At 72.3% G+C, this 15,706-nt stretch carries 16 protein-coding genes; 6 read left to right on the top strand and 10 right to left on the bottom strand.

What is annotated here, in order from left to right:
* Positions 1–24: 24 nt before the first annotated feature.
* Positions 25–573: an EF-hand domain-containing protein gene (locus tag ACLQ2R_RS16725; RefSeq protein WP_425960514.1), complete on the bottom strand. Its 549-nt coding sequence runs from the start codon at positions 571–573 to the stop codon at positions 25–27.
* A gap of 209 nt (positions 574–782) precedes the next feature.
* Between ACLQ2R_RS16725 and ACLQ2R_RS16720 the strand changes: the two genes are divergently transcribed.
* Complete coding sequence (locus tag ACLQ2R_RS16720; protein ID WP_425960513.1) at positions 783–1,526, top strand: MBL fold metallo-hydrolase; 744 nt, start codon at positions 783–785, stop codon at positions 1,524–1,526.
* Between the two features lie 51 nt (positions 1,527–1,577).
* Here ACLQ2R_RS16720 and ACLQ2R_RS16715 read toward each other — a convergent pair whose 3' ends face one another.
* Both ACLQ2R_RS16715 and ACLQ2R_RS16710 read right to left on the bottom strand, forming a co-directional pair.
* On the bottom strand, positions 1,578–2,441 hold the full coding sequence (locus ACLQ2R_RS16715; protein WP_425960511.1) for an LLM class F420-dependent oxidoreductase: 864 nt from the start codon (positions 2,439–2,441) through the stop codon (positions 1,578–1,580).
* Between the two features lie 162 nt (positions 2,442–2,603).
* A complete protein-coding gene (locus ACLQ2R_RS16710) occupies positions 2,604–3,785 on the bottom strand; it encodes a LacI family DNA-binding transcriptional regulator (protein WP_425960509.1) in 1,182 nt (393 codons plus the stop codon).
* Positions 3,786–3,839: 54 nt separating this feature from the next.
* On the opposite strand from ACLQ2R_RS16710, the gene ACLQ2R_RS16705 reads away from it, so the two are divergent.
* Positions 3,840–5,333 (top strand): MFS transporter, encoded by a 1,494-nt coding sequence (locus tag ACLQ2R_RS16705; RefSeq protein ID WP_425960507.1) that lies wholly within the window; start codon positions 3,840–3,842, stop codon positions 5,331–5,333.
* A 167-nt stretch (positions 5,334–5,500) separates the two neighbouring features.
* Complete coding sequence (locus ACLQ2R_RS16700; protein ID WP_425960505.1) at positions 5,501–6,715, top strand: MFS transporter; 1,215 nt, start codon at positions 5,501–5,503, stop codon at positions 6,713–6,715.
* Positions 6,716–6,838: 123 nt separating this feature from the next.
* Here ACLQ2R_RS16700 and ACLQ2R_RS16695 read toward each other — a convergent pair whose 3' ends face one another.
* The 3 genes from ACLQ2R_RS16695 to ACLQ2R_RS16685 form a co-directional block, all read right to left on the bottom strand.
* Positions 6,839–7,771 carry an acyl-ACP desaturase gene (locus ACLQ2R_RS16695; RefSeq protein ID WP_425960503.1) on the bottom strand — a complete coding sequence of 311 codons (933 nt, stop codon included), beginning with the start codon at positions 7,769–7,771 and terminating at the stop codon, positions 6,839–6,841.
* A gap of 284 nt (positions 7,772–8,055) precedes the next feature.
* The gene (locus tag ACLQ2R_RS16690; protein WP_425961151.1) at positions 8,056–9,285 is read right to left on the bottom strand and encodes a glycosyltransferase; all 1,230 of its coding nucleotides are present in this window, start codon (positions 9,283–9,285) and stop codon (positions 8,056–8,058) included.
* Positions 9,286–9,302: 17 nt separating this feature from the next.
* Entirely contained in the window at positions 9,303–10,133 is an 831-nt protein-coding gene (locus ACLQ2R_RS16685; RefSeq protein WP_425960501.1) for a DMT family transporter, read from the bottom strand.
* Positions 10,134–10,343: 210 nt separating this feature from the next.
* On the opposite strand from ACLQ2R_RS16685, the gene ACLQ2R_RS16680 reads away from it, so the two are divergent.
* The gene (locus ACLQ2R_RS16680; RefSeq protein ID WP_425960499.1) at positions 10,344–10,757 is read left to right on the top strand and encodes a lipocalin-like domain-containing protein; all 414 of its coding nucleotides are present in this window, start codon (positions 10,344–10,346) and stop codon (positions 10,755–10,757) included.
* Positions 10,758–10,826: 69 nt separating this feature from the next.
* Here the strand turns inward: ACLQ2R_RS16680 and ACLQ2R_RS16675 are convergent, their stop codons facing one another.
* From ACLQ2R_RS16675 to ACLQ2R_RS16665, 3 genes are all read right to left on the bottom strand, one after another.
* On the bottom strand, positions 10,827–11,459 hold the full coding sequence (locus tag ACLQ2R_RS16675; protein WP_425960497.1) for a DedA family protein: 633 nt from the start codon (positions 11,457–11,459) through the stop codon (positions 10,827–10,829).
* Between the two features lie 305 nt (positions 11,460–11,764).
* Positions 11,765–12,241 carry a TspO/MBR family protein gene (locus ACLQ2R_RS16670; protein WP_425960495.1) on the bottom strand — a complete coding sequence of 159 codons (477 nt, stop codon included), beginning with the start codon at positions 12,239–12,241 and terminating at the stop codon, positions 11,765–11,767.
* Positions 12,242–12,378: 137 nt separating this feature from the next.
* Positions 12,379–13,023 carry a VC0807 family protein gene (locus ACLQ2R_RS16665; protein ID WP_425960493.1) on the bottom strand — a complete coding sequence of 215 codons (645 nt, stop codon included), beginning with the start codon at positions 13,021–13,023 and terminating at the stop codon, positions 12,379–12,381.
* A 302-nt stretch (positions 13,024–13,325) separates the two neighbouring features.
* On the opposite strand from ACLQ2R_RS16665, the gene ACLQ2R_RS16660 reads away from it, so the two are divergent.
* Positions 13,326–13,724: a luciferase family protein gene (locus ACLQ2R_RS16660; protein ID WP_425960491.1), complete on the top strand. Its 399-nt coding sequence runs from the start codon at positions 13,326–13,328 to the stop codon at positions 13,722–13,724.
* Here ACLQ2R_RS16660 and ACLQ2R_RS16655 read toward each other — a convergent pair.
* Positions 13,681–13,947 carry a LysE family transporter gene (locus ACLQ2R_RS16655; RefSeq protein WP_425960489.1) on the bottom strand — a complete coding sequence of 89 codons (267 nt, stop codon included), beginning with the start codon at positions 13,945–13,947 and terminating at the stop codon, positions 13,681–13,683. The two genes, ACLQ2R_RS16660 and ACLQ2R_RS16655, sit on opposite strands and share 44 nt — an antisense overlap.
* 985 nt (positions 13,948–14,932) lie before the next feature.
* Between ACLQ2R_RS16655 and ACLQ2R_RS16650 the strand changes: the two genes are divergently transcribed.
* The coding region (locus ACLQ2R_RS16650; protein WP_425960487.1) for a cellulose binding domain-containing protein at positions 14,933–15,706 on the top strand (774 nt) is incomplete at its 3' end.

Genomic DNA, 15,706 nt, shown 5'->3' with positions numbered 1-15,706 from the left:
ACGGGCCTCTTCCCTCCGTGCGAGTTATGCGAGGCGGCCGAAGATGTGGTTGGCCGGGGAGCCGGGATCGTCTCCGTAGAAGAACTCGGACACCGCCCTGTGATACTCGGCTCTCGACAGGGCGCCGGAGGTGTCGAGGTCGAGCGCGTTGAACACCTCGGCGCACTCCTCGTCGGCGGCCCGCCCCGTGCTTCCGAAGATGTGCGTGAACTCGGCGAGGCTGATCGTGCCGTTGCCGTTGCCGTCGGCCAGGTCGAAGAAGTGGTCGGCGATCGGGGCGAGCTCCCCGGAATAGCGGGCGCGATCGTCGAAGGCGTCGGCGAATGCCCGCGTCATCTCCTCCGAGGTCACCCTGTCGTCGTTGTCGGTGTCGGCGGGGGTGATCACGGACTCCCAGAACCGGTCCATGGTCTCGTACATCTGTCGTGCTTCGGGGGAGTCGGGCGGAATGTCCCTGGCCTGGACGTAGCGTTCGCCCATCGTGACGACGTCCTGACGCGTTATCGCATCGTCGTCGTCGACGTCCGCGGCCTGGAACCACCGCTCGTACTTGCGTTTTCGCAGCTCACTCATGGGCTCACGGTAAATCCGCTTCGGTGGTTCTGCCAGAGCCTATTCCATGGTCAAATAAAAACGTCAATAATAAAACGTGTCATAATATCTGAAATTGACTTTGAATTTCAGATCGGCATTTCCCTGCGGCCGGTGGATGATCAATGCCTTCCTCGTCGGCACTCCCGCGGACGCGCCGCGGCCGGCGAGCCGGGAGTTAGGGTTCATGGATGCTGCTGACGATTCTTGGCGGATGCGGTGCGTGGCCGGGGGCCGGACAGGCCTGCAGCGGTTATCTCGTGGAGCACGACGGGTTCAGGTTGCTCGTCGACCCCGGGTACGCGACGGTGCCGCGGCTGCTGGAGCGGGTCGCCGCCGTCCAGGTCGACGCGGTGTTCGTCAGTCACGGACATCCCGATCACTGCGCCGATCTGAACCCGCTGCTGCGGGCGCGCGCGTTCCGTGACGATCCGCCGGCCCCCCTGCCGGTGTACGCGCTGCCCGGCGCCCTGGACGCGGTGCTCGCGCTGGACCGCCCGGGAATGCTGGCCGATGCCCATGTCCTGCGCGAGTTCGCCGCCGGGGACCGGATCGACATCGGCCCGTTCCGTGCGTTGACCCGTCTGCTGCCGCACTCGGTGCCCAACGCCGGTGTACGGCTGACGGCGGGCGGGCGGGTGCTCGCGTACACCGGCGACGCCTGCCCGAGCCCCGAGGGGGTGGAGCTGGCGCGCGGCGCCGACCTGTTCCTGGCCGAGGCCACCTATGCGGACCGGGTCCCGGAGGCTTCGCGGCGCAGCCTGTCGAGCGCCCGCCAGGCGGGCCGTCAGGCCAAGGAGGCCGACGTCCGGCACCTGTTGCTGACGCACCTGCAGCCGGGTACGGACGCCACGGCCGCGCGAGCCGCCGCAGGGGCCGAATACGACGGCGAGATCGGCATCGCCGTTTCCGGTCTCGTCATCGACCTTTCCTGAACAAGGCCCCCTCGGGCCTCGAACGCCTCGCGTGGTTCTCTTCCTTTCCTGTCACAGCACCGGAAGGAAGGCGAATCGCTGGGCGAACGCGGACATCTCCTCGCGTTGCCGGTCGGGTTCGGTGGCGCCGGCGCTCACGATGATGCGCGTCACCCCCTGCGCGGCCAGCGCCTCGACCTGGTCGGGGGTCATGTCGATCGATCCCGATCGCGTGTACTCCAGCGCGTCCGGGTCGCGACCGGCCTCGGCGGCGGCCGACCGGGCGATGTCCAGCTGGAGGGCGCGTTCGTCCGGGCCGAGCGCGCCGCCGGGGAAGTAGCCGTCACCGCGCCGTCCGGCACGGCGTGCGGCGGCCCGGCTCGATCCGCCGACGTGGATCGGCAGCCGTACGGTCCCGTGGGGCTTGGGGAACTGGCACAGGCCCTCGAAGGCGAAGAAACGCCCGTCGAAGTCGACGCCGTCCTGGCCGCCGGACCACAGCAGCCGCATCACGTCGATCGCCTCGTCGGCGCGACGGCCACGGGTGGCGAAGTCGACCCCCATCGCCCGCGCCTCGCCGGGCAGGGAGCCGAGTCCCACGGTCAGCAACCGCATCCGCCCCCCGGACAGGACGTCGACGGTCGCCAGGCGCTTGGCGAGGACGACCGGGTGGTGGTACGGCAGCAGCAGCACGCCCGTCCCGAGGAGGATGCGCCGCGTGGCCGCGGCGACGAAGCTCAGGCAGTCGAGCGGATCGAGGTACGGCAGCGTCGGCGGGAGCTCGAACGCGCCGATCGTTGCGCCGGGATACAGCGCGATGTGCTCGGGCACGTACAGCGACTCGAAGCCGCAGTCCTCGGCGTGCCGGGCGTAGGCCACGATCCCGTCGGGGTCGATGCCGTGGAAGGGCGTGCTGTAGCTGATTCCGAACTTCACCGTCACTCCTCGGGTCGGACGACGCGGCGAACGGCCGGTCGCCGGCCCTCACAGGCGATGTCGAGGGGATGCCGTGGCCCTGCCGTCCGTCGGTGATCCTCACCGGCCGGTCGTCGTCGGGGCCACGTTAGAACCCTGTCACCGGCGTCAAGGCAACCCCGTTCAGGGCCTTCGGGTGGATTCGCGCCTGACGAGGCTCCAGGCGACCTCGGTGTCACGGTCGCCGGGGGCGAGGACGCCGAGTGCGGTACGGGCGCAGCGGGCGCCCTGGTCGCGCAGGGACTGGGCGACCGTGGTGAGCCCGGCGGGTGCGGCGGCGGCGGAGTCGTCCCAGCCGCAGAGGGTGAGGTCGCCGGGGACGGTCAGGCCCAGGCGGGCGGCGGCACGCAGGACGCCGAGGGCCAGCTCGTCGCCCATCGCGGCGACGGCGTCGCAGGCGTGGGGGCCGGTAAGGAGTCCGGCCGCGAGGGCCTCCGCCTCGGACGCGCTGTTGGTGGAGCAGACGGCCACGCGGACCGCCGCCCAGTCGCCGCCGGTCTCGCTCCAGGCGTCGCGGTAGCCGCGCAGGCGCTGGCGGGTGACCCGGAAGGTCGAGGCGTCCGGGTCGATCCCCGCAGGTGCGGAGCCGGTTCCGGAGGGTGTGGCGCCACCGGGGGTGGTATCGCCCGAGAAGGAGGTGGGAGAGGCCGGGGAGGGCGCGGAGGGGAAGTCCGAGGACGCCGAGGAGGCGCCGAAGGCGATCCGGGAGACGCGGGCGCGGTCGAGCGGGAAGCTCAGCACCCCCGGGCGCCGGGCCCCCGCGAAGACCTCGCGGCCGACGGCGGTGGCGGCGGCCCGGTCGTCGGCGGCGACGAAGGAGAGGCCCTCGCGGCGCGGCCCACCGTGGATCACGGCGGGCAGGCCGGTGGCGACGATGGCGTCGACGACCGGATCGTCGTCGGCGGTCGTCCAGACCACGAAGGCGTCGACGGCGGCCTCGGTGACCCGGTCGACGTCGGCGGGGCCGCCGGTGACGGGGACGAGCGTGAGCGCCATGCCGTGATCGGCGCAGACCTGGGCGACACCGGACATGAAACGGGCGGCCTGCGGGTCGTCGAAGGCGTAGGTGAGGTGCTCGCCGAGCACGACGCCCAGGTTGCCGGTACGCCCGCTGCGCAGCGAGCGGGCGCCGGGGTGCGGCCCGGGGTAGCCGAGACGTTCGGCGGCCTCCTTGACCCTGGCCCGCGCCTCGTCGGAGACCCGGCCGGGCTTGCCGTAGGCGTACGAGACGGTCATCACGGACACCCCGGCCGCGCGGGCGACCTCCGCCATGGTCACCCGGCGCCGGGCCGCCCGTCCGCTCATGGGCAGAGGATAGCTGTGTATCGATACACAGCGATTGTGTGTATCGTTACACATATGGCAGGGAGACAGTCGGGAATCCGGGCGCGGACGGCCTATGCGGGCTTCGGTGCGTTCGGTGCGTTCTGGGGGGTGTGGGGCGCGTCGGTGCCCGCGATCCGCGACCAGGCCGGGCTGACCGACGGGCAACTGGGCACGGCCCTGCTCTTCGTCGGCGCGGGGGCGCTGCCCGCGATGCTCCTCACCGGCAGGGCGGTCGACCGCCGGGGGCTCCGGGTGGCGGCCCTCCTGCTGGTGGGGCTCGGCACGGCCGGGACGCTGGTGGCCGTGGCGAGCCGCGACGTCTGGAGCCTGTCGGCGGGCCTGGCGCTGCTGGGTGCCGCCTCGGGGGCGGCCGACGTCGCGATCAACGCGGCCGCGGGCGCGGCCGAGCGCGGGTCCGGCAGGCCGGTCATCACCCGCGCGCACGGCACCTTCTCCACGATGGTGGTGGCCGGAAGCCTCGCCACCGGGCTGTCGTCCGCTCTCGGACTGCCGGTCGTCGTGCCGTTCATGCTGGTCGCGGGGGCGGCGATCGGCGCCGCGCTGAGCATCGAGGCCGACGGGCGGGCCGTCACGGCCGATGCGCGGACCGTCGCGGCCGACGCGCGAGCCACAGGGGCGGGTGTCGCGGCCGATGCGCGGGCCGATCCGGACGCGGCGGGGGCCGCCCGGACCGGCCGAGACGCCCGAACCTGCCGGGACCCCCAGTTCGACCGGGACCCTAAGGCCGACCGGGCCGACCGGGCCGCCGAGGGCGACATGGGCGTCCAGGGCGGCAGGCGGCAGGGCTACCCGGTGCGTCTGTTCCCCCTGCTCGTGATCGGCGGCCTGGGCGCGCTGGCCTTCGCCACGGAGAACGCCCACCAGAGCTGGGGAGCGGTCTACCTGTCGGACGTGGCCGGAGCGGGTCCCGCGCTCGCCTCGGCGGGTCCCGCCGTCTTCGCGGCCGTCGTCGCGCTCACCCGCTTCTGCGCCGGGGCTATCGGCTCCCGTCACGCCGCGACGGTGCTCGTCTGCGGCTCCGTGACGGCCGCCGCCGGGACGATGCTGGTGTCCGTCGCGACGACCGTCCAGGTGGTCCTTCCGGGGTTGGCCCTGGCCGCCGCCGGTACGGCGGTGCTCTTCCCCACGCTGATGGGCGTCGTCGCGGCGCACGTGGGCGAGGCGGCGAGGGGAAGGGCGACGTCCGTTGTGACGACGGTCGCCTACCTGGGGTTCCTCGCCGGACCCGTCTACGTCGGGCACTGGGCCGGGGTGACGGGCCTGCCGGGGGCGATGACGGCCGTGGCCGCCCTGGCCGCCGTCCTCGCGGTCCTGGCCTGGCCTCTCCTGCGGTCCGCCGTCGGCACCGGCTCGCCGTGGGACGCGCCCCCGGGCAGGCCCGGCCGTGCTGGAGGCGAACGCGACCCTGCCGGGAGCGAACCCGGCCGCCCCGAGGGTGATTCCGGCCATGCCGGGAACCTCCGGCAGCGGTGTGATCCCGGCCGCACGCCCGCCCCTCGAATATGACGTAAGGGACGTCATGGCATAAGCTGACCGGCTGGTGCGTTCGAGACGAGCGCATGCCATGACCGCTCGGCGGCCGCGACACGCGGTATCACCCCGGTCGAAGCCCGCCACCCCAGGCGGGCCCCGAACCGGGCGGAACCTCCGTCTGGATGATGGACGGAGATCCGTTGACGTCGTACCTCGCCGTGCTCAGGTCGCCCGGAGCCTGGCGCTTCCTCGTTCCCGCGTTCGTCGCGCGCCTGCCGAACGCGATGCTCCAGCTCGGCGTGCTGCTGCTCGTGCACTGGTCCACCGGTTCGTACGGCGCGGCCGGTGTCGCCTCGGCGGCCGCGGCGGTGGCGTCCGCGCTGATCGGCCCGCGTACCGGACGTCTCGCCGACCGGTACGGCCAGGCCAGGGTGCTCCTTCCGCAGGTCGCCGTGCACGCCGCCGCGCTGGGCGCCCTGCTGGTCCTCGCCTCGGCGCACGCGCCGGCGGTCTGGCTGGTGCTCGCCTCGGCGCTGACCGGTGCCGCGGTGCCGCAGATCGGCTCGATGGTCCGCGCCCGCTGGGCGTACGTGCTCGGCGGGTCGGGCAGGCTCGGTACGGCCTTCGCCCTGGAGTCGATCACCGACGAGCTGACCTTCACCCTCGCGCCGGTGCTGCTGGTGGCCGTCTCGACCGGGTTCTCACCGGTGTGGGCGCTGCTGGTGGCCCTGGTCATGGTCGTGGCCGGGACGCTCGCGTTCGCCGGGGTCCGCAGGGGTGCTCCCGAGCCGATCCCGGTCCGGGTCCGTTCCGGGCGCGGCGTGCTGCGGCTGCGCGGCGTGGCCGTGCTCGCGGGGGCGTTCGTCGCCCTGGGCACCGTCTTCGGCAGCCTCCAGGTCGGCATCACCTCCTCCACCGCGGCCCTGGGGCAGGCCGCCGCGGCGGGGCCGATCTACGCGAGCTTCTCCGGCGCGAGCTTCGTCGGGGGCATCCTCTACGGCGTCGTCCGCTGGAGGGTCGGCGCCCCGGTCAGGCTGGCCGTCACGCTGGGACTGCTGTCGGCGGCCACCGTCGCCCTGGTGTTCGCCGGGTCCCTCCCGCTGCTGTACGGCGGGGCCGCCCTGGCGGGGTTCGTCATCGCCCCCGCCGTCATCACCGGGTACACCCTCGTCGAGGGGCTCGTCCCGGCCGAGGTCAGGACCGAGGCCTTCACCTGGCTCAGCGGCGCCATCGGGCTGGGCATCGCCGCGGGGGCGACCGTCGCGGGCCGGCTCGTGGACGTCTCCGGACCCGCCCTCGCCTTCCTCGTCCCGCCGGTCACGACCGGCCTGGCCGCGCTGCTCGTGCTGGCCCTCCTGCGCAGCCTTCGCCCGGAGGCGGAGCGCGAGCCGGTCCGGGAGCTGATCGCCGCCTGAGGGGCGGGCGATCGAGTTCGAGGTCTGAGTGGCGGGGAATCGAGCTCGGGGCCTGAAGGACGGAAAATCCCGTGGATCCCGCCGTCCGCCGGGGACCGCTCACGGGTCCCCGGCAGGACGGGATCAGGCGTTGGCGGCCTGGCGGGCGCGGCGGGCCTCGCGGCGCTCGACGTAGCGGGAGGCGGTGACGTCCAGGCGCTCCAGGAACTCGGCGAGCTCCTCGCGGGCCTTCTCACCCTCCGGGCCGAGGTTCGTGAGGTTGAACACGTCCCACTGCCGCAGGACCGGCTGGAGCACGTCGTCCAGGTGCAGGCGCAGGTCGTAGATCCCGGCGTTGGCGATGATCATGGCCTTGCGGGTGAAGCCCTCGATGCCGGTGCCGGGCATCTGGAACGTGGTGACGACGTCGGTCACGGCGCGCATGGTCTGGTCGGGGGCGAGCGTGAAGGCCGAGCTGAGCAGGTTGCGGTAGAAGAGCATGTGCAGGTTCTCGTCGGCCGCGATGCGGGCGAGCAGCCGCTCGCAGTCCGGGTCCTGGGAGGCCATGCCGGTGTTGCGGTGCGAGATGCGGGTGGCGAGCTCCTGGAAGGAGACGTAGGCCACCGAGGCGAGGACGCCCTCGTAGGAGTTGGTGAAGCCCTCGCCCATGTGCACCATCCGGGCACGCTCCAGCGCGACCGGGTCGACCGCGCGGGTGACCGTCAGGTAGTCGCGGATGGCGGTGGCGTGACGGCCCTCCTCGGCGGTCCAGCGGTGCACCCAGGTGCCCCACGCGGCGTCGCGGCCCAGCGTGGTGGCGATCTCGTGGTGGTAGCTGGGGAGGTTGTCCTCGGTCAGCAGGTTGACGATGAGGGAGATGCGCGCGTCCTCGGGGATGCGGCTGTCGCCCTCGGCCCAGGCCTCGCCGCCGAAGACGCCGTCGAAGTCACGCCCCTGCGACCAGGGCACGTACTCGTGGGGGAACCACTCCTTGGCCATCCTGTGGTGCCGATCCAGCTCCCCGGCGACGACGGGTTCAAGCTCGAGCAGCAGCTCGGTCTCACTGAACGTTCGCATCAGGCTTCTCCCTCAGAGACTACGCAACCGTAACCTACGTTAGCGTAGGTAGACCCGGCGCGCGTACGTGCGACATATCACCTTTGGAAGCCTATGGGCGATTGGTGAGCCCGTGAGCGAGGCGACCGGTCACGCCGGGCGGTTCACCGCTCCCTGCCCCGGTGGATCGCCTCGAACCTCGGTCGCACATCCGCGGGGCCCGGGCGGAACCGAGCCCATCGTTTCACCCCCTGGCCGATCGTCGTGAACGTCGATCGCGCGGGAGCGCTCGGGAGGCGACGGGCTCACCACTCCAGCCCCTGGTAGATCGCCTCGAACCTGGCCAGGGAGACCTGGTCGTCGTGGGTCACCGCGATGGCCCGGCTCTCCGCGCCCATCGCGGCGCGCGTCCCGGGGCAGGCGAGCAGGCCGCCCAGATGCCACGCCAGCTCCGCCACGTCGCCCGGCCGGAAGAGCCGGCCGTTGCGGCCCGGCCGTACCAGGTGGGGCAGGGCCATGGCGTCCGCGGCGACGACCGGCAGGCCGGTGGCCATGGCCTCCAGCGTGGCGATGCTCTGCAGCTCCGCGACGCCCGGCATGGCGAAGACGTCGGCGGCCCCGTACAGCCCGGGGAGCGTCTCGTCGGGCACGAAGCCCGGGAGGACGACCCGGTCGCCGACCCCGATCCGGCCGGCCAGCCTGGCCAGTGCCTCCCGCTGCCCGCCCATGCCCGCGAGCACGACCTGCGCGTCGGTGTGGTTCAGCACGCGCGGCAGGGCGCGGACGAGCTCGTCCAGCCGCTTCTCCTCGTCCAGCCTGCCGACGAACAGGATCGTGTCCCGGTCGGGCAGCCCGAAGGCCCGCCGCGCCCGCGCCCGCGCGCCCGGTTCCGCGCGAGGCCGGAACCGCGTCAGGTCGATGCCGCAGGAGACGGCCTCCACCGGCAGGCCGAAGCCCTTGCCGACGAGCAGGCCCGCCGCGATCCCGGTCGGCGTGGTGACGTGGTCGGCCCGGGAGAAGACGCGGTTGAAGTCCCTCCAGGCCAGCGCGCCCGCCCGCTCCCGGAGCGGCTCGGGGACGCGCGCGAACTGGAAGAGGTTGTCCGGCATGAAGTGGTTGGTCGCGACCACGGGGACGCCGCCGCGGCGGGCGGCGGAGATCGCGGCGCGGCCGACGACGAAGTGCCCCTGCACGTGCACGACGTCGGGGGAGATCTCGCCGATCAGCCGGTCCAGCCGGGTGGGCACCGAGATCCGCATGGTCGGGTGGACGAGCACCGATGCCGAGCGCAGCCGGTGCACGGTCACCCCCTCCACCCGCTCGGTCCTGGCCGGTCCGTCGTCCGAGGCGCACACCACGTGCACCTCGTTGCCGCGCCCGGCCAGGCCCCGGGCCAGCCGGTGGGTGAAGTAGGCGGCGCCGTTCACGTCCGGCGGGTAGGTGTCCGTCCCGATCAGGACCCGGCGGGGCCGGGTGGCGACGAGGGGCGGCGCCGGCGCGGGGACGAGGGTGGAGACGGGGGCGGGAGGTGACATGACCATCGGTGCTCCGTTCATCGTGCCGTCGCCTCGTGCGACGGGGACATCGGGGTGGTACGGGCCAGCGCGGCGGTGCCGGCGGCGACGAGCGCCGCGGCGACCAGCGCGGTGATCATGCTCGCCGGGCCCGTCGGCAGCGGTTCGCCGAGCAGCAGCGCGCCGAAGGCGACGGCCGTGAGCGGGTCGGCCACCTGGAGCGCCGCGAAGGCGACGCCGAAGTGGCCGACGGCGTAGGCGCGCTGGAGCAGGGCCAGCGCGATGAGGGCGGGCATCGGGACGGCGAGCAGGAACCAGAACTCCCACTCGCCGTCGACCAGGACGCGGGTGAGCGTCGCGGTCGCCCCGTAGAGCACGCCCGCGCCCGTCGCGAGCAGGCAGGCCCGCGCGGCGGGTGAGGCGCGCCGGGCGGTGAGGCACAGGGCCAGGGCGACGGCCGCCGCCGCCGCGAGCAGCACCACCGCCTCGGCGGTCGTCAGCCGCGGCTCGCCGGCGTGGACGGGCACGACCAGCACCAGGCCGACCAGGCCGGTGGCGATCACGGCGGCGGAGACCAGCTCGCCCCTGGCCGGTCTGCGACGCCGCAGGGCGGCGGCGCACGGCAGGGCGAACAGCAGGCTGGCCACCCCCATCGGCTGGACCAGGGTGAGCGGGCCGTACTTCAACGCGACGATGTGCAGGGCGGTGCCGGCCACGATGGCCAGGCCGCCCAGCAGCCAGCGGGGACGCCTGATCAGCCGCGCGAGCACGGCCGGCGAGACGCGCGCGGCCTCGAACTGCTGCAGGGCGGCGCCGAGGGCGAAGAACAGCGACCCCAGCAACGCCAGGCCTGCCGCCGGCACGGACATGCGCACTCCTCACAGACAGATGAAGACATGGCGAAATGGCCGGACCGCCTCGTGGAGGCGTCCGGTGGAGGTCGTGCGGTGAACACTGGAAGCGTGCCCCGGCGGCGCGCACGGGAGCCATAGGGGATCACCCTGACTTCCGTGGGGATTCCCCGAGTTTCGCGTCGGGGGCTGTTGACCCGCCCGCTCCTCCCGCCGTAGTTTCGCGGAATGGATCTCGTGGGCGCCTGGCGCCTGGTCGAGTGGCGAATCGGGGCACCCGGGAGCGGGGTCTCGCACCCCTTCGGCAGGGACGCGGTGGGCCTGCTCTGCTACACCCCCGACGGATACATGAGCATGACCGTCTCACGGGCCGGACACGCCCCGTCGCCCGCCGGGAGCCCGTGGGGCGCGTCCCCGGAGCCACTCACGGAACCGTCGGCGGAGGCGTCCGCCTCGTTCCTCTCCTACGCGGGCCGGTACGAGATCCGCGAGGGCCAGATCGCCCACGACGTCGAGCTGTCGCTCGACCGGTCCGTGGCCGGCGCGGTCCAGGTCCGCGAGCTGAACGTCAACGGCGACCGCCTGGTCCTGGCCACCTCGGAGCGAGGGGACTGGCACACCATGATCTGGAGAAGGTCGTGAGCTCCGGGTACGCGGTCGTGGCACCACCCGAGGCGTGACCGGGCGTGCCGCGGACGGCACGCGGGGCGCTCAGCGGGGGAGGTGGGCGGTCACGGCCCTCTCCGGTTCCGCCACGACGCGGCGGCGCCGCAGGTGGCGGACGACCTCGACGACGAGGGTGATCGTCACGGCGATGCCCAGGCCGAGCAGGAGACCCTTGATCGGGTCGTTCTCGAACGCGGCGCCGCCCACGTAGCCGATGAACCCGGAGTAGACCGCCCACGACAGCACCGCCACCGCGTCGAAGAAGGCGAAGGAACGCCGGGGGTAGGCGACCGCGCCCATGGTCAGGGTGCAGGCGGTCCGCCCGCCGGGGATGTAGCGGGCCACCACCAGGACCAGCCCGCCCCGCTCGGCGAGCGCCTTCTCCGCCCAGGCGAACGCCTTACGACTGCGCCTGCCGTTGCGCAGCCGGTCGCCCGCGCCACGTCCGACGAGGTACGAGACATGGTCGCCGACGAAGGCCCCCAGCGCGGAGACCGCGATCACCGGGAGCAGGTCGGGCGCGCCGGTGGCGGCGGCGAACACCCCGGCCGTGATGACGGCGGTCTCCGCCGGGACCACGGGGAAGAAGCCGTCGAGCAGCGCCAGGGCGAACAGTGCCAGGTAGATCCAGGGCGACGTCATCACGTCGTGCAGGAGATCGAGGATGGTCTGCGTCACGGGGGGCTCCGGGCTCGGGGGGCAGGGGCGTGATCATGGAGAGAGATCTCTCGTGCACCACGCTCGCCGCCCGCCGATCCGGGCACATCGGGGAGGAACCCCGAGGTTCTCGATCACATCCCTGAGATCACCAGGAGATCCGCGCCCCGCTCGCGGAGGGCCCGCGGATCGTCAGAGGGTCCACGTCCAGCCCTGAAGGCTCGCGGATCACCCAGGGGGGCGCGTCCTGCCAGGAAGGCTCGCGGCCGTCCCGCCTTGATGACGGTTCCCGTCCCGGCGGTCCCCGGACCGCCGGGACGGCGGTGTCAGTTGAGCTGCCAGATGGCGAAGTTCAGCGCCGCCGCGTACGTCACCCAGAGCAGGTAGGGCACCAGGAGCCAGGCGGCCGGGCGGCTGATCCGCCGGAACATCACGATGTTGGCCAGGATCGCGAGCCAGAGGACGACGATCTCCGCGAACGCCAGGCCGTACCGGCCCGCGCCGAAGAAGAGCGGCGTCCAGGCCGCATTGAGGACCAGCTGGACCGCGTACACGCCGAGCGCCGGCGTCAGGCCGCGTGCCGACCAGGCGAGCCAGCCGGACAGGGCGATCATGATGTAGAGGACCGTCCAGGCGGGGCCGAACAGCCACTGCGGCGGCGCCCAGGCCGGCCGCTCCAGCGACAGGTACTCGCCTCCGGCGTTGACGGCCGACAGCGATCCCACCACGGCCACCAGGACGAGAAGCACGACGAAGACCGGAAGTCCGGCCCAGCGTTTCGGGTGTTGATGTGCCATGACCATGCAGACCTTCTGCCCCCTTATCCGCGCCTCTACCGCGCCGGTCTCCGTGGGGGAGTACCTGACCCCGGGACGCCGGACCTGAAGGACGCGGACCGGGAGGACGCGGGCCGCGGGCAGGGAAGATCGTGCGGAGGAGATCAGGCCGACGGGGCGGTGACCGGGTCGTGGTGCAGGCGGCCGAGTACCCGGCGGAAGGCGAGCACCGAGAAGAGCACCGCCAGTCCGCTGATCGCTGCCACCGCCGCGGTGCGGACCAGCAGGTAGGTGCCGATCGAGTTGTGCAGCAGGAGCCAGATGCTCACCGAGGAGTTGGCCAGCAGCACGAAGGCCCACAGCAGGGTGATGCGGGCGAAGAACCGGCGGACCCGCTCGTGCTTCAGCACCGCCGAGGGCAGGTGGATGTAGTCCAGGGTCAGCTTCTGCACGAGCGGCCGGTTGAACCGCACCGAGGCGAGGAAGACCATGCTGATGCAGATGGTGCCCAGCTCCGGCTGGAGGAAGTAGAGCACCGCGCTCCCGGTCCAGAACCCCAGCAGGGCGCGGACGGTGATCGCGATGACGGCGAGGATCATCGTCCCCGGAACGGGGACGCGGCGGATCAGCCGCCAGCCCACCCCCGCGTACACCCAGGTGACCGCCGCGATGAGCGCTCCCTTGAGCCCGAGGACGGCCAGGGCCGCGTAGAAGACGGCGAGGGGGGCGATGACGCCCTCAAGGATCCTCGGCGCCGCCTGCCTGGCCAGCGCGGCGAGGCGGGGAAGGACGACGGGCTGGTGGCTCATGGCGCTCCCCGGGACGGCACGGCGGCGGGCACTGGACGTTCACGACCATCACGGCGTACGACGAGCGTTCCAGGTCCGTCGCGGAAACAGGCGGCGAGGCGTGTGCAGGGACGGGTTCCGTTGTTCATTCGCGACTCACCGTACCTGACGCGCCCCCATCTCCTCCTGAAAATCCTCCAATATCACCCCAAGCAATCTAAGGGGTGTACGGATCATTACGATTCCGGAAGAGAATTGTTTTGTCGATAACAGTTGGAGAACGGACGCTTTCCTCCTTCGGGCGGGTCCATGACGATTGGAACATGCCAGCACTGCGCACGCGCGCGTCCGGCCGTTCCACCGAGGGCGTCGCGAGCGTGGCGGCCCAGCTCATGGGCTGGCCCGACCTCGCGCTGAAGCGCACCCGCAAGGGGCTGAGCTTCCGTGCCCGGGGGCGAGAGATCGTCAGGATGCGGGGGGATCACACCGCGGAGCTGCTCCTGACCACCCCGGTGATCGACCGGTGGGCCCGGGTGCTCACCGACTGCCACCGGATCACCCCCGGGACCGACGCCGGGTGGGTGGCGATGACCATCGAGGGCCGGGCCGACGCCGAGCTCTTCCTCTCGCTGGTCAGCGTCGCGATCAAGTTCAGCGGGGACCGTGACGACCGGTCCCTCAGCCGAGGGGTCCGGTGGCCGGCCTCACTCCGAAGCCGATGAACAGCGCGCCCACGCCCGCGCGCAGCCCGGACGACAACCCGCGGCGGGCCCGGAGGCGCATCGCCAGGAACGTCCCGCCGAAGATCAGGATCGACAGGTAGAGGACGCTGAACACCTGGCAGATCGCGCCCAGGATCAGGAAGGACAGCGCCGGGGCGTGGTAGTCCGGGCTCACGAACTGGATGAAGAACGAGACGAAGAACAGTATCGCCTTGGGATTCATCAGGCTGATCGGCAGGGCCTTGAGGAAGGGGTTCCGTGGGGGGTGTCCCCGATCGGGAGCGGCCTCCCTCGCCGCCCCGGTCTCCGGGACCTTCCCCGCCCCCATGGCTCCCGTGACCTCCGTACCCCGTGCCGGACGGCGAGGCTGAGGACGTACAGGGAGTTCGGGCCGGGTAGCGGCACGATGAGCAAGGCGCCGAGCACGAAGGTCCAGATGTCGACGATGCCGAAGAACACGGTGCCGTTCCAGGGGCGTTGTTAATGGGACGCCACCGTATCGACCGAAGAGTCCCTACCGCTGGCATTAATCCTTTCCATGGCTTTTTGGGCCTTGTGGCATGCCTCTGTCAAGGCTACGATCACGGCAACTCTTAGGAAACTTTCCTAAAAGAAGTGGTGAAGGGAAGTGGCAATGGCCCGACCGCCACCTGCCGGAAAGCCACGAGCTGCGAAAACCCGGTGACGCCAGTCGTCGCCCACAGAAGGTCCGACCGTCCGGACGCCTCACCCCCCAGGTTTCCCGTCCATGGGAGCGATCATGCGGCGCACCTCTTCTTTACCCGTCCTGACATCGGCTGCAAGATCCGGCCGCACGCTGCCCGCGCCACACGCCGCGACAGAGGTGGCGAGACACACCGCGCGACATCTCGCCACAGGCGCCGCGGGACACGCCGCGCCACACCCCGCGACAGGCATCGTGAGACACGCCGCGACCCGTGCCGCGACCCCGTTCGCCTCGCGGTCCGTCGTCGCCGCGCCCGCTCTCCGCCGCGCCGCCCCGGCCGCCGTGCCCATTCCGGCCGCCGTCCCCGTCGTTCCCGCCGTCGTGCCGGACGTTCTCGCCGCGCCCCGCTGATCCACGGCACGGCCCCTCCTCGCGAGGGGCCGGAGCCCACCTCGCCGTACGGCTCGCGTCCACGTCCGCACCCGCGCACCCCCCCGCGTGGCGCGGCCGTACGGTCACCTCCCGCCGAACACATGAACACATGAGGTTCACCGTGAAACCACGCGTCATCGCTCGTTCCCTCGCCGCCCTGGCGGCCCTCCTCCTGGCGATGGTGGTCGCGCCTCCGGCCCAGGCCGCCTCCGCCTCCGCCGTCTTCGTCAAGACCTCCCAGTGGGGTTCGGCGTTCGAGGGCAAGTACACGATCACCAACGGCGGCACCACCACCCTCAACGGCTGGTCGGTCGCCTTCGACCTTCCGTCCGGGGGAGGCGTCAGCTCCTCCTGGGACGCGACGCCGAGCCGCAGCGGGCAGCGCTTCACCTTCACCAACGTCGGCTGGAACGGCACCCTGGCCCCCGGCGCGAGCGTGAGCTTCGGCTTCATCGCGAGCCCCGGCGGCGCCACCCCGTCCGGCTGCACCCTCAACGGCGCGTCCTGCACCGGCACCGGCGCCACCGTTCCCGGCAAGCCGGGCGCGGTGTCGGCGTCGGCCACGGCGAGCAGCGTGGCGTTGTCGTGGGGTGCGTCGTCGGGTTCGGTGACGGGGTACCGGGTGTACGAGGGCTCGTCGGTCCGGGCGACGGTGTCGGGGACGAGCGCGACGGTGTCGGGGCTGGGTTCGTGCGAGGCGCACACCTACACGGTCGCGGCCTACAACTCCGCCGGTGAGGGTGCCAAGAGCGACCCGGTGAGCGTCACCACGACCGGCTGCACCGGCGGTGCCCCCGGCAAGCCCGGCGCGGTGTCGGCGTCGGCCACGGCGAGCAGCGTGGCGTTGTCGTGGGGTGCGTCGTCGGGTTCGGTGACGGGGTAC

The organism is Streptosporangium sp. DT93 (genome assembly GCF_049844535.1).
GTDB lineage: Bacteria > Actinomycetota > Actinomycetes > Streptosporangiales > Streptosporangiaceae > Streptosporangium.
This window is presented reverse-complemented; position numbering and strand designations above follow the sequence as displayed.

Coding starts and splice junctions, on each gene's coding strand:
- ACLQ2R_RS16660 (WP_425960491.1), top strand. CDS start 13,326: ATGCCAGCACTGCGCACGCGCGCGTCCGGCCGTTCCACCGAGGGCGTC.
- ACLQ2R_RS16655 (WP_425960489.1), bottom strand. CDS start 13,947: ATGAATCCCAAGGCGATACTGTTCTTCGTCTCGTTCTTCATCCAGTTC.
- ACLQ2R_RS16670 (WP_425960495.1), bottom strand. CDS start 12,241: ATGGTCATGGCACATCAACACCCGAAACGCTGGGCCGGACTTCCGGTC.
- ACLQ2R_RS16695 (WP_425960503.1), bottom strand. CDS start 7,771: ATGCGAACGTTCAGTGAGACCGAGCTGCTGCTCGAGCTTGAACCCGTC.
- ACLQ2R_RS16720 (WP_425960513.1), top strand. CDS start 783: ATGCTGCTGACGATTCTTGGCGGATGCGGTGCGTGGCCGGGGGCCGGA.
- ACLQ2R_RS16685 (WP_425960501.1), bottom strand. CDS start 10,133: ATGTCCGTGCCGGCGGCAGGCCTGGCGTTGCTGGGGTCGCTGTTCTTC.
- ACLQ2R_RS16705 (WP_425960507.1), top strand. CDS start 3,840: ATGGCAGGGAGACAGTCGGGAATCCGGGCGCGGACGGCCTATGCGGGC.
- ACLQ2R_RS16665 (WP_425960493.1), bottom strand. CDS start 13,023: ATGAGCCACCAGCCCGTCGTCCTTCCCCGCCTCGCCGCGCTGGCCAGG.
- ACLQ2R_RS16680 (WP_425960499.1), top strand. CDS start 10,344: ATGGATCTCGTGGGCGCCTGGCGCCTGGTCGAGTGGCGAATCGGGGCA.
- ACLQ2R_RS16725 (WP_425960514.1), bottom strand. CDS start 573: ATGAGTGAGCTGCGAAAACGCAAGTACGAGCGGTGGTTCCAGGCCGCG.
- ACLQ2R_RS16710 (WP_425960509.1), bottom strand. CDS start 3,785: ATGAGCGGACGGGCGGCCCGGCGCCGGGTGACCATGGCGGAGGTCGCC.
- ACLQ2R_RS16690 (WP_425961151.1), bottom strand. CDS start 9,285: ATGTCACCTCCCGCCCCCGTCTCCACCCTCGTCCCCGCGCCGGCGCCG.